General features: G+C 65.9%; 13 protein-coding genes and 1 pseudogene. 5 read left to right on the forward strand and 9 right to left on the reverse strand.

Annotated elements, in window-relative coordinates; genetic code table 11:
* Nucleotides 1–264 (reverse strand): annotated as a pseudogene (locus ACCC94_RS22820) (SGNH/GDSL hydrolase family protein); the annotation flags it as partial.
* A gap of 105 nt (nucleotides 265–369) precedes the next feature.
* Between ACCC94_RS22820 and ACCC94_RS22825 the strand changes: the two are divergent.
* Nucleotides 370–1278 (forward strand): LysR substrate-binding domain-containing protein, encoded by a 909-nt coding sequence (locus ACCC94_RS22825; protein WP_413351864.1) that lies wholly within the window; start codon nucleotides 370–372, stop codon nucleotides 1276–1278.
* 86 nt (nucleotides 1279–1364) lie between these two features.
* Complete coding sequence (locus ACCC94_RS22830) at nucleotides 1365–1916, forward strand: hypothetical protein (protein WP_413351865.1); 552 nt, start codon at nucleotides 1365–1367, stop codon at nucleotides 1914–1916.
* Here ACCC94_RS22830 and ACCC94_RS22835 read toward each other — a convergent pair.
* Nucleotides 1913–2818, reverse strand: coding sequence for a YihY/virulence factor BrkB family protein (locus ACCC94_RS22835; RefSeq protein WP_413351866.1), 906 nt, complete (start codon nucleotides 2816–2818; stop codon nucleotides 1913–1915). The two genes, ACCC94_RS22830 and ACCC94_RS22835, sit on opposite strands and share 4 nt — an antisense overlap.
* Before the next feature lie 154 nt (nucleotides 2819–2972).
* Complete coding sequence (locus ACCC94_RS22840; protein WP_413351867.1) at nucleotides 2973–3407, reverse strand: PGDYG domain-containing protein; 435 nt, start codon at nucleotides 3405–3407, stop codon at nucleotides 2973–2975.
* A 218-nt stretch (nucleotides 3408–3625) separates the two neighbouring features.
* On the opposite strand from ACCC94_RS22840, the gene ACCC94_RS22845 reads away from it, so the two are divergent.
* The 3 genes from ACCC94_RS22845 to ACCC94_RS22855 all read left to right on the forward strand — a co-directional run bounded on the left by ACCC94_RS22845 (nucleotide 3626) and on the right by ACCC94_RS22855 (nucleotide 4464).
* Nucleotides 3626–4063, forward strand: coding sequence for a hypothetical protein (locus ACCC94_RS22845; protein ID WP_413351868.1), 438 nt, complete (start codon nucleotides 3626–3628; stop codon nucleotides 4061–4063).
* Between the two features lie 9 nt (nucleotides 4064–4072).
* Nucleotides 4073–4261 (forward strand): hypothetical protein, encoded by a 189-nt coding sequence (locus tag ACCC94_RS22850; protein WP_413351869.1) that lies wholly within the window; start codon nucleotides 4073–4075, stop codon nucleotides 4259–4261.
* 74 nt (nucleotides 4262–4335) lie between these two features.
* Nucleotides 4336–4464 carry a hypothetical protein gene (locus tag ACCC94_RS22855; protein ID WP_017516671.1) on the forward strand — a complete coding sequence of 43 codons (129 nt, stop codon included), beginning with the start codon at nucleotides 4336–4338 and terminating at the stop codon, nucleotides 4462–4464.
* A 416-nt stretch (nucleotides 4465–4880) separates the two neighbouring features.
* Here ACCC94_RS22855 and ACCC94_RS22860 read toward each other — a convergent pair whose 3' ends face one another.
* The 6 genes from ACCC94_RS22860 to ACCC94_RS22885 form a co-directional block, all read right to left on the reverse strand.
* A complete protein-coding gene (locus ACCC94_RS22860) occupies nucleotides 4881–5717 on the reverse strand; it encodes a D-hexose-6-phosphate mutarotase (RefSeq protein WP_413351870.1) in 837 nt (278 codons plus the stop codon).
* Between the two features lie 329 nt (nucleotides 5718–6046).
* Entirely contained in the window at nucleotides 6047–7405 is a 1359-nt protein-coding gene (locus ACCC94_RS22865; RefSeq protein WP_413351871.1) for a carbohydrate porin, read from the reverse strand.
* 53 nt (nucleotides 7406–7458) lie between these two features.
* Nucleotides 7459–8619, reverse strand: coding sequence for an ABC transporter ATP-binding protein (locus ACCC94_RS22870; protein ID WP_413351872.1), 1161 nt, complete (start codon nucleotides 8617–8619; stop codon nucleotides 7459–7461).
* Nucleotides 8620–8630: 11 nt separating this feature from the next.
* Nucleotides 8631–9476 carry a carbohydrate ABC transporter permease gene (locus ACCC94_RS22875; protein WP_413351873.1) on the reverse strand — a complete coding sequence of 282 codons (846 nt, stop codon included), beginning with the start codon at nucleotides 9474–9476 and terminating at the stop codon, nucleotides 8631–8633.
* Nucleotides 9469–10395, reverse strand: a complete 927-nt coding sequence (locus ACCC94_RS22880) for a carbohydrate ABC transporter permease (RefSeq protein WP_413351874.1) — start codon at nucleotides 10393–10395, stop codon at nucleotides 9469–9471. The genes ACCC94_RS22875 and ACCC94_RS22880 overlap by 8 nt, the downstream gene beginning before the upstream one ends.
* Nucleotides 10396–10496: 101 nt before the next feature.
* Nucleotides 10497–11759: an ABC transporter substrate-binding protein gene (locus tag ACCC94_RS22885; protein WP_413351875.1), complete on the reverse strand. Its 1263-nt coding sequence runs from the start codon at nucleotides 11757–11759 to the stop codon at nucleotides 10497–10499.
* Nucleotides 11760–11967 lie beyond the last annotated feature (208 nt).

Raw genomic sequence — 11967 nt, forward strand, 5'->3', positions numbered from 1 at the left:
GCTGGGTGTGCCGCCGATGGCCACCGGTTGGCTGCCGTAGGCGTTGGACAGCACGACGCGCACGCGCTGGCCGCCCAGGCTGACTTTCACGGTCTGCCGCAGGGTATGGTTGCCGATCACCGGCGGCACACCCAGCGGCAGGGGCACTTCCTTGCCCCAGGTGCGCTGCGGGCTGGCGCTCCAGGTCGCCTGCCAGTGTCCTTCTTCAGCCTGCGCCAACGGCAGGGCCAGGGTAATCAAGGCGGCGAGCAGCAGGTTCTTCATGGCGTTCCTCGATATCGACGATGGGATGGGCGCAGCCTCGGCCATTCCCAATCAAGGCGGTAGACGGCATATTTGCAGACCCGTCATTCGATAAACGAATAGGACATGGATACCCTCAAGGCGTTGCACTGTTTCGTCCGCGCTGTCGAGCTGGGCAGCCTTTCGGCGGTGGCCCGCGAGTCCGGCAGCAGCCAGCCGACGGTGAGCAAGACTGTGGCGGCGCTGGAGCGCCAGGTCGGCGCGCAACTGCTGATCCGCAGTACCACCCGCGTGCAGCCCACCGAACAGGGCCGGCGCTTCTACGAGCATGCCCGGCAGACGCTGGAAAGCTACGGCGAAGGCGTCAGTCAGGCCCGCGGCGAGACCGAACAGGTGCGTGGCCGCCTGCGGGTCAGCGCACCGGTGAGCCTGGGCGTACTGAGGCTGAATGCGCTCCTGCTGGAGTTCATGCAGTCGCACCCGGAAGTCGAGGTGGAACTGCTGCTCAACGACCGCTTCGTCGACCTCGCCGAGGAAGGCATCGATCTCGCCCTGCGCCTGGGCGGCGAACTGCCGGAGCAATTGATCGCCCGCCCGCTGGCCCGCTCGCCGCGCTATCTGGTGGCCTCGCCGGCCTGGATATCCCGTCAGCCAGCGCTGGGCACGCCCGAAGACCTGCCGCTGGCCGATTACCTGCGCTTCGCCTGGCTCGACGCCGGTCAGAACCTGCTGCTGCGCCACGCCGACGGCCGCGAGCTGAACCTCGCCACGCGCAGTCGCTACACGGTGAACAGCTCGCTGGCGATCCGCGAGAGCTACTGCCTCGGCGCCGGTTTCGGCCTGACCCCGGCCTGGCTGGTGGCGGACCTGCTGGCCAACGGCACCTTGCAATGCATTCTTCCGGAGTGGCGCGGGCCAACCCAGGAGGCCAGCCTGCTGTATCCTTCGCGCCGATTTCTACCGGCCCGGACCCGCGCGCTGATCGATTTCCTCAGCGAGCGCCTGCCCCGGCTGCCCGGTTTCGAGGCTCTCTGAGCGGCAGCGGCTATGCTTCTGGCCAATAAGCAGAACCGGCGCACCAACGACCGGTCGAACCCTGACATCCGCCCCGAGGGACTTGCATGGGCAAGCCACAGACACCTTACCTGCTCGCCGCAATCGCCCTGTCGCAGCTGCTCGCCGGCTGCTCGACGAACGCCGGCAACCCCTGCGACGAGCCGTTGAGCGGCGAGGCCTGCCGCCAGGAACGCCTGCTCTACCAGAACGACATGCTGCAGGCGAAGCTGCTGATCGCCAGCGGCGACCTCGCCAATTACGAGCTGGCCGAGGCCCTGCTCAGCCGCGCCATGGAGCAGGACGAGCGCGGCGAAGCGAGCTTCTACATGGCGCTGCTGAAGATCAAGGAAGGCCCGCAGGTGGACGAGGTGCTGCCGCTGCTGGAGAAGGCCGCCGACGCCGGCCAGCCGTATGCCGTGGCGCTGCTCTACAAGATCTGGTCCGAGCCCTTCCTGGTGGAGCAGGCCGACCCGGACAAGGCCCGGCACTACCAGCAGGCCTATGGCAGCCTGGATGTCGCCCGCAGTGGCTACCCCTCCTTCGAGAAGGCCACCGCGCTGGTCAACGCCCTGCTCAACGAGCCGCCGGCCGTCGCCGGCCAGCCGGCACAGCCCTAGCCTCTGTCCGGCTCCGGCGCGGCCTGGTCGAAGGTCTTTTCGCCTTCGTCCTTGCCATGGGGCAGATGGTGTTCGATCACCGCGTTGAGCTCCGCGCCCAGCAGCAACACCGCCGATGAGATGTAGAAATACAGCAGCAGCACGATGATCGCGCCGACGCTGCCGTACATGGCGTTGTAGTCGGCGAAGTTCTTCACGTAGTAGCCGAACCCCAGCGAGGCGGAAATCCACAGCACCACGGCAAGCACCGAGCCGGGGGTGATGAAGCGGAACCGCTGCTGCACATTGGGCGTGACGTAGTAGATGATCGCCACCGCCATCATCATCAGCAGCACGATCACCGGCCAGCGCAGGATGCTCCAGAGGATCACCACGAAGTCCTCCAGGCCCACCTTGGCGGCGATCCAGCCCATCACCTGCGGCCCGAGGATCATCAGCGCGGCAATCAGCATCAGCATGGCCACCAGGCCGAAGGTGTAGAACAGCGACAGCGGGATGCGCTTCCAGGCCGGGCGGCCCTCGCGCACGTCATAGGCGGCGTTGAGCGCGATCATCAGCGAGCGCACCGCCGCCGAGGACGACCACAGCGCCACCACGATACCGATGGACAGCAGGCCACCCTGGCGCTGCTGCAGCTGGTCGATCACCGGGTTGACCTGCTCCAGCGCCTGCGCCGGCAGCACGTAGTCGGCCTGCTGGCGGAGGAAGTCGAAGAACTCCGGCAGGTGCAGGAAGCCCAGCAGCGCGATGAGGAACAGCAGGAACGGGAACAGCGAGAACAGCCCCTGGTAGGCCAGTGCGGCAGCATAGGTGGGCATCTCGTCGTCGAGAAATTCCTTCACCGTCAGGCTGATCAGTTTCCAGGGCCCCAGGTTGAGCCCGCGCATGTCCATGAATCGCATCCCGCACCGTCCTCCCATGAGCATCCCGCCCGCCGGCGGCTGCAGGGTGGACCCGCGCAAAGCCGGCAAAGTTGCAACAAATGTGCGGCGCAGAGCGCCCGCCAGGACGGACCATAGCCGCTGGCGGGCAGTGGAGGCCAGCGCGGGGACGGCTTCAGTCGGCCAGGCGATAGACCTTGGCGAAGCGCTCGGCCTTCACCACGCCATAGTCGCCGGGCGCGTACTGCATGACCCAGTCGCCTGCAGCGCCGGTGAGCCGGTCGCCGCCCGCCGAGCGCAGCAGGGTGAAGGCTTCGTCCATGCGCCGCGCCAGCACCGGGCTGGGAATATTGCGATAGGCGCCGGGCTCGCCGTGCGCGAGTGCAGCGTCGGCGGGGCGGTATTTCGGATCGAAGCGCTCGCGGGAAACGACCCAGCGCTCACCGGTCGCGCCGCTGATGATCGCGTCGCCGACGGAGTAGCGATTCGGGCCTTCGAGGCTCATCAGCTCGCCTGCCGCACGGGCGAATTCGACGGTGACGGTTTCGTCCTTCACCACGCGTTGCGCGGCGGGGTCGGTGCGAAGGTCTACCTGGGTCAGTTCGATCATCTCGGGACTACGGACCTGCGGAAAAGTGGGAGAAAGTACGGCGGCAAGCCTACTCGCAAAAGAATCGCCCCGCGAGCGGCCAGCAGCTGGCAGTGCTCTACACTCACTGACCATGTGCGCCGTTGCCGCACGCCGGCAGAACCCGCCAGCGCCACGGCTGTCGCACCCAATGAACCTGCACCATCGCCCCACTCCCATCAGCCGTACAGGAACTCCCCATGCCGTTTGCCCGTCTCGCCCTGCCCTTCCTGTTGCTCACCAGCCTGGCCGTCCATGCCGAAGACTCCCCCGACGAAGCGAAATTCCTCAAGGAATCGGCGGACTATTTCGACCAGGTGACCAAGTCCAACCTGCCGCGCCAGGTGGACAAGGTGACCACCCTCAACAGCGTGCAGCTCGACCCGGCGAAGAAGATGCTGTATTACCGCTACGCCATCTCCAACCTGCGCCTGGACGCCATGGACCTGGGTGCCCGCGCCAAGTTCGAGAACGGCCTGAGGAAGCAGCTCGAAGGCAGCACCTGCCAGCAGCCCGACCTGCTGCAGCGCTTCCGCGAACACCACCTTAGCGTCACCCACGAGTACGCCGGCAGCGATGCAAAACCGCTGGCCAGCATCACCATCGACCCGCAGACCCTGAGCTGCGCCAAGACCTGACTCCCGCTCATGAGCCGTGCCGATTACCACCAGGAACACGCCCAGCGCGCCGAGGCCGAAGCCCGGCGCCTGCTGGCCGAACGCGACCGGCTCGGCGCCCGCTGGCTGCCCTGGGTGGCCGGCGAGCTGTACCGGTTGAGCCCTGCGCACTACGCCAACATGGTACGACGCGAACTGGAACGCCTGACCGCCGGCTGAACGCCCGGGCCCAGCGGGACTATGCTGAAGCAGTCAGCTCTCGGCCCGAGAGCGTCCCGTTGGAGGACAGGCTCATGAAAGGTCTCGACGCGAAGAAGCAAGCGAAGAAGAAGCCGCTGAAAACCGCGCACGAAAAACGCATGGCCAAGCGGCAGAAGAAAACCGGCAAGTCGCTGCTGGGCACTCCGCAGCAACCGTCCTGAGGGCCCGCCCCTCGTCCTGCGGATGGCCTCGGTGAGGCTGTCCGCTCACCTCACGATCGTGATCTGCCCCCCTCAACTGATACCTCGCGCGGGGGCATACCCTCTCCCCCGCCCTGGCTGCGCGCCCCGCTCCGAAGGGAGAGGGAGCTATCCGAGCCGCCGCCAGTTCGATGCTTGGCTTGATGCCGGGCCAGTCCCCTCTCCCTTCAGGGAGAGGGTTAGGGAGAGGGAAAACACAGTCAGAGACGTTCGGAGGAAGGCAGAGCTTGCGAAATCGGCTCCACGCCTGCTTTTCGTAGGAGCGAGCTTGCTCGCGAACGGATTTCCCGGCGGCTCTGAGGCTCGGGCTGTTCGCGAACAAGAACCAGGCGTCCCCCTCGCTCCTACAACTCGGCCAACCATTGGCGGCCAGTCGATCAGACCAATCCAGCCCGCAGGTTCAGCAGCATCCGCTCGCCCTGGGCGAGGATCAGCCCGCCGGCGCGATAGCCGGCGGCGCCGATGCACAGGAAGCGCTCCGCTTCGCCCGGCTCCACCTGCTCCACCGCGCGGCTGCCGGGATGCCAGATGACGCTGCCGGCGCTGGTGTTCTTGTCGATGCGCAGGCGGCGCTGCCAGCCGGCATCTTCCAGCACCAGGGAACCGGTGTTATAGAGCACCTGCTTGACCGCGCCACGGGGCGCCCAGGTGTTGGGCAGGCCGCTGGCCTTGCCGTCCAGCTCCATGCCGTGGACCACCGAGCGACGCAGCGAACCCACGCGCCAGTACGGCTGCAGGGCGAAGCTGAAGAGACAGTCGCCCTCATCCTCGTGGTAGCTGGAAAGTTCGATGTCCAGGTCCTGGCCCAGGCGCGCTTCCAGGCGCACGTGCCAGTCCTCGATGTCCAGCTGCCAGCTGACCACCACCTTGCTGTCGTCAGCCCAGGCATCGAGCATGCGCCACTCGCGCTGGCGCGCCCAGCCGTGCTGCGGCCAGTCGGCTTCCGCCGGGTGGCTGCCGAACCACGGCCAGCAGACCGGGATGCCGCCGCGGATCGGCGCCGTGCTCAGGCTCGGCCACTGGCTGGAGCACCATAGCAGCGGACGCGCGCCGCGCGGCTGGAAGTGCAGCAGTTGCGCGCCCTGGCGGCTGAATACCGCCTGGCACTGCGGGTGGTCGATGAGCAGCAGGTCGCGACGCTGGAAGCGCACCCAGTCGAAGGGGCGCTTGCCCCGCATGGAATGAAAAAAGCGCTGCAGCGGATGCTCGAGCATTGTCCGGATGTCCTGATCCAATCCCTGCCCGGACATTCCGGGGCGTGAAGATCTCTGTAGTTTCACTACATCTTACAGAAAAGGCGGCGATTCTAACCGCAAAGCCTAGTCACGCGCAGCGTCAGCGCCAATGAAAATGGGTTCCCCCGCTTCGGGTTCGTGCTTTTGCAGGAGCGAGCTTGCTCGCGAACATCCCGGAGCGCCGGTGTCAGGCAATTCGCGAGCAAGCTCGCTCCTACGAAGAGCAGTCCGCTGATCTGCAGGACTCGTCAGCCATGCAGACAAAAAAGGCCCGTCGCAAGGACGGGCCAGGTTCGCACCGGGAGCAATCAGAAGCTGGACTGGATCTTCAGGCCGGCCACCACGGCATTGTTGACCTCGTCCACCCCGCCCGGATGGCGGATGTACTGCAGGTTCGGGCGCACGGTGAGCCAATTGGTCACGTGCACGCCGTAGTACAGCTCGGCGTTGTACTCGGTGTCCTGGATGGGTTGGTAGAGCGGGTTGTCGTAGTCGTCGATGCCGTTGACCTGGTTCACCAGGCGCTGGCGATCCTGCACGTCGTCGTTGACGTGGATGCGCGCCACGCCGAAGCCGATGTCGTCCTTGGGCCGCGCGTCGAACGGGCCCTTGTAGACCACGCCGAGCTGCTGGTAGTTGTCGACGGTGTTGGTGGCCTTGTCGTGCACGGTGAAATTGGCGAACAGGCTCAGGCCGCGCGAGGTATCCCCGTCATGCGCGGTGACCTGTTGCTGCGCCACCACCCACCAGCCATGCTTGCCGCTGTGGGTCTTGGCCGGTTCGCCGGTGAGCGCCTGCGGGTTGCCGTTGACGTCGTCGTACACGTCGTCGGCCTCGGCGGTGCTGTAGTAGTAACCCAGGCGGTATTCGCCGGGCAGTTGCTGGGCGCCGACCTTGGGCATCCACACCAGCTCCACCGGCAGGATGGTGCCCTTGGTGCCGCTGCCGTTGAGCTTGAAGCCATTGCCGGTCTCCAGGTTCGACGGGTTCTGGTTGTAGGCGCCGACCTGGGCGTACCACTGGTCGTTGAAGTTCCACTTCACGCGGGCGGCCCACTGGCTGACCGGCCAGTTGTACCAGATGCCGCCGACCCAGTTGCCCACCTGCGAGCCGCAGAAGGCCAGGTTCTGGAAGTCGCAGGGGAAGCTGTTGAAGTCCTCGCCCTCGCCGAAGCGGCCGACCTTCACGTCCAGCGCACCATCGAAGTACTGCTGCTTGATCCACATCTGCGTCAGGCGCCAGGTCTGGCCACGGCCCCAGACTTCCTGCACGGAGCTGAACTGCCCGGCGCGCGGATCGCTGATGCGGTCGTTGGAGAGGTTGCGGCCGCTACGCTCGGTGACCGTCAGCTGGAACTCGGTGGCGTCCCAGCCGAGGATCTTCTGCAGGTCCAGGTGGGTGCCGAGGGCGAACTGATCGGAGTAGCGCGCCGTGGTGTGCTGGTCGTAGCCGCCGCCCAGGTTGCTGGCGGCCTCGCCGACGTAGTCGAGCTTGAAGTCGTAGCCCTTCTCCAGCAGTTCGGTGCGCTTGCCGCCCCAATCGCCGAGCCCCCACTTGGACTCGGATGAGAAGGCGTCGGCAGCGTGGGCGACGTTGCCCACGCAGCCCAGTGCGAGCAGGCAGCCCAGGGTTCGTGCTGCAGGCCGGTTGTTGTTGTTCTTGTGCATCTCCAGCGTCCTCGTTGACATGGTTTTTCAGGCAGGAAGGGTCGACGTTTGGTTCAGGAATGTTTCTGTCGCGCCAGCGGCGTGACCTTGTTCGCGCCGTCACCGCGCGGCTCGGCGCGCAGGCGTTCGCCGCTCTGGGCGTCGAACAGCAGCGCGCGGGCAGGATCGAAGCGCAGCTGCAGGGACGAACCCGGCTGCGGCGTCTGGTCCGGCGCAAGGCGGCAGCAGACCTTGGCGCCATTGAGCGTGACGAAGACCAGGGTGTCCGGCCCCGTGGGCTCGACCACCTCGACCTCGGCACGCAGGTCGCTCGGGCCGTTGGCGCCGTCGCTGGCCAGCTGCACCTGCTCCGGGCGCACACCAAGGATCAGCTCGCGGCCCTCGACCAGCCCGGCGTCCAGTTGCAGGGGCAGCTCGCAGCGGTCCTGGCCGCTGTCCAGCAGGCCGACCAGCCGGCCGCCCTGCTGCTGCACCTTGAGCGGGATGAAGTTCATCGGCGGCGAGCCGATGAAGCTGGCGACGAACAGGTTCGCCGGGTCGTTGTAGATCTGCTGCGGCGTACCGAACTGCTGGACGATGCCGTCCTTCATCACCGCCACCTTGTCGCCCAGGGTCATGGCCTCGATCTGGTCGTGGGTCACGTAGACCGTGGTGGTCTTCAGGCGCTGGTGCATCAGCTTGATCTCGGTGCGCATCTCCACGCGCAGCTTGGCGTCGAGATTCGACAGCGGCTCGTCGAACAGGTAGATCTTCGGCCGCCGCGCCAGCGCCCGGCCCATGGCCACGCGTTGCTGCTGGCCGCCGGAGAGCTGCGAGGGCTTGCGCTCGAGCAGGTGCTCGATCTGCAGCAGCTTCGATACCCGAGCCACCTCGGCGTCGATCTCGGCCTTGGGCAGCTTGCGGATCTTCAGGCCGAAGGCGATGTTCTCGCGCACGCTCATGGTCGGGTACAGGGCGTAGGACTGGAACACCATGGCGATGTCGCGATCCTTCGGGCTCATGCCGCTGATGTCCTGGCCATCGACCAGGATGGCGCCGCCGGTGAGGTTCTCGAGCCCCGCGATGCAGTTCATCAGGGTGGATTTACCGCAGCCGGAAGGGCCGACCAGGATCAGGAACTCGCCCGAATCGATCGACAGGTTGATCGATTTCAGGGTGTCCGCCAGGCCCGCGCCATAGGACTTGTGCAGGTTGTGCAGTTCAAGGGTGGACATCGGTGCTTACCTCAACCTTTGACGGCGCCGGCGGTGAGCCCGCGCACGAAGTACTTGCCGGCCAGTACGTAGACCACCAGCGTGGGCAGCGCCGCGATCATCGCGGCCGCCATGTCGACGTTGTATTCCTTCACGCCCGTGCTGATGTTCACCAGGTTGTTCAGAGCCACCGTGATGGGCTGCGCGTCGCCGCTGGCAAACACCACCCCGAAGAGGAAATCATTCCAGATCTGGGTGAATTGCCAGATCAGACAGACCATCACGATGGGGGTGGACATGGGCATAAGAATGCGTAGGAAAATGGTGAAGAACCCCGCGCCGTCCAGGCGCGCGGCCTTCACCAGCGCATCCGGAATCGCCACGAAGTAGTTGCGGAAGAACAGCGTGGTGAAGGCCAGGCCGTAGATGCAGTGCACCATGACCAGGCCCGTGGTGGTGTTGGCCAGGCCGAGCTTGCCGAGGGTGAAGGACATCGGCAGGAGGATCACCTGGAACGGCAGGAAGCAGCCGAACAGCAGCGCGCCGAAGAACAGCTGCGAGCCGCGGAAGCGCCACATCGACAGCACGTAGCCGTTCATGGCGCCGATGAAGGTGGAGATCAGCACGCCCGGCACGGTGATCTTCACCGAGTTCCAGAAGTAGTCGCCCACCGCGCCCCAGGCCTTCACCCAGCCGATCACGGTAAACACGTCCGGCAGCGCCAGCAGGTTGCTGGTCCTGATGTCTTCGGGCGACTTGAAACTGGTCAGCAGCATCACCAGCAGCGGAATCACGTACAGCGCCACGGCGCCCCAGAGGGTCGCGTGGACCACGAGGCGGCTCAGGCTGAACGCCGGTTTCAGGGTCGATTCATGCATGGCGCTTGCCCCGCAGTTCGGAGTACAGGTACGGCACGACGATGGCCAGCACCGCGCCCAGCATCAGCATCGCGCTGGCCGCGCCCAGGCCCATCTGGCCGCGGGTGAAGGTGTGGGCGTACATGAACATCGCCGGCAGGTCCGAGGAGTAGCCGGGCCCGCCGGCAGTCATCGCAGCGACCAGGTCGAAGCTCTTGATAGCGATGTGCGCGAGGATCATCAGCGCACTGAAGAACACCGGGCGCAGGCTCGGCAGGACGATGCGCAGGTAGATGGTCGGCAGGCTCGCGCCATCGACCTGGGCGGCGCGCACGATGGCCGGGTCGACCCCGCGCAGGCCGGCGAGGAACAGCGCCATGACGAAGCCCGAGGCCTGCCACACGGCGGCAATCACCAGGCAGTAGACGACGCGGTCCGGGTCCACCAGCCAGTCGAAGCGAAAGCCGCTCCAGCCCCAGTCGCGCAGCAGCTTGTCCAGCCCGAGGCCCGGGTTGAGCAGCCACTTCCAGGCGGTGCCGGTGACGATCATGGACAGCGCCATGGGGTACAGGTACACCGTGCGGATGAAGCCTTCGCGACGGATACGCTGGTCCAGCAGCACTGCGAGGAACACCCCGAGCGCCAGGCAGATGCCGATGAACAGGCCGCCGAACAGCAGCAGGTTCTTGCTCGCCACCCACCAGCGGTCGTTGTCCCACAGGCGCAGGTACTGGGTCAGCCCGGCCCAGCTGTAGGCCGGCATGAAGCGCGAATTGGTGAAGGACAGCAGCAGCGTCCAGCCGATGTAGCCGTACACGCAGACCAGCACCACGAGCATGCTCGGGGCCAGCACCAGCTTCGGCAGCCAGGCCTGCAGGCCGTCGAGCAGCGAAGCGCGGGGCGCGGCGGCAGGAGTGAAAGTCGGAGATCGGGTCGCCATCTGCTTTCTCGAGGATGAGTGAGCCCACCCGGGCTGCCGTGGCGACCCGGAGTCGTTCTGTCGGAAGGAAAGCCGGCCCCGTTACAGGGCCGGCGAGCGACTTACTGCGCGGCGGCCTGGATGGCGGCGCCCAGTTGCTGCGCGGCCTTCTGCGGGTCGGCGGCGGGGTCGTTGAAGAAGTTGGTGACCACGTCGAAGATCGCGCCCTGCACGTAGCTGGAGGCGGCCATGCTGTGGGCCATGCTCGGCACTAGGTTGTTGCTGGCGGAGGCGGCCTTGAAGTCCTTCATCGACTGCTGGGCGCAGCTGTCGAAGGGCGTCATGTCGACGTCCAGGCGCACCGGGATCGAACCCTTGTTCAGGCTGAAATCCTTCTGGAAGGACGGGTCGAGCACCGCACGCGCCAGGTCTTCCTGGGCCTTGCGGTTCTCCTCGTTGCTCAGCTTGAACATCACCAGGGAATCGATGTTGTAGTCGAAAGCCTTCTGCGTGCCGGGGAACGGCAGGCACTGGTAGTCCTTGCCCGCCACCTTGCCGGCGGCGGTGAACTCGCTCTTGGCCCAGTCGCCCATGATCTGCATGCCGGCCTTGCCATTGATGACCATGCCGGTGGCGACGTTCCACTCGCGGCCGGCGGCGTCGGCGTCGACATAGCTGTGCAGCTTCTTCAGCGCGGCGAAAACGTCAGCCATCTGCGCGCCGGTGAGGGTGCCCTTGTCGAGTTCGACGAAGGCCTTGCGGTAGCCTTCCGGGCCCATCTTGCTCAGCACCAGGTTCTCGAACAGCGTGCCGTCCTGCCAGGGCTGGCTGCCGTGGGCCAGCGGCGTGAAGCCGGCGGCCTTGAGCTTGTCGGCGGCGGCGAAAAGTTCGTCTAGGGTGGTCGGCGGCGTGGCGCCGGCCTTCTTGAAGACTTCCGGGTTGATGTACAGCCAGTTCACCCGGTGCACGTTGACCGGCACGGCCACGTAGTCACCCTTGTACTTCATGATCTGCGCCACCTGCGGCGGCAGCAGCTGGTCCCACTTGCCTTCGGCGGCAACGTCGTTGAGGTCGGCGAGCAGGCCCAGTTCGCCCCACTCCTGGATATCCGGCCCCTTGATCTGCGCAGCGGCCGGCGGATTGCCGGAGACGGCGCGGGTCTTGAGCACGGTCATGGCCGCTTCACCACCGCCCCCGGCGACAGCGAAGTCCTTCCAGGTGTGGCCCTTGGCTTCGACGAGTTTCTTCAGGGTTTCGGCGGCGCGCTTCTCACCGGGGGAAGTCCACCAGTGCAGCACTTCGACTTCACCGGCGTGGGCAAGCAGGGGGGAGAGACAGAAGGAGGACAGACAGATGGCGGCCGACAGGCGACGGATCGCATTCATGGGGAGCACCTTGTTCTTGTTATTGGAGGCAAGTCTGCGCTTGCGATGGTCCGAGTCTATCCAAGGCATTCAGGTCTCCGGGTAACGAAGCGATCTTTGATTGTCACGGGGTGGTGACATTGGGGTGGGTTGAGCGTCGGGAAAATTGGGGAAAGCGTCTTGGAGCATTTTTTAAGCCTCTGCATTTCGGCCCACCCCCCTCTCCCCC

The sequence above is a fragment of the Pseudomonas sp. Pseusp97 genome, from assembly GCF_047304025.1.
Classification (GTDB): domain Bacteria; phylum Pseudomonadota; class Gammaproteobacteria; order Pseudomonadales; family Pseudomonadaceae; genus Pseudomonas.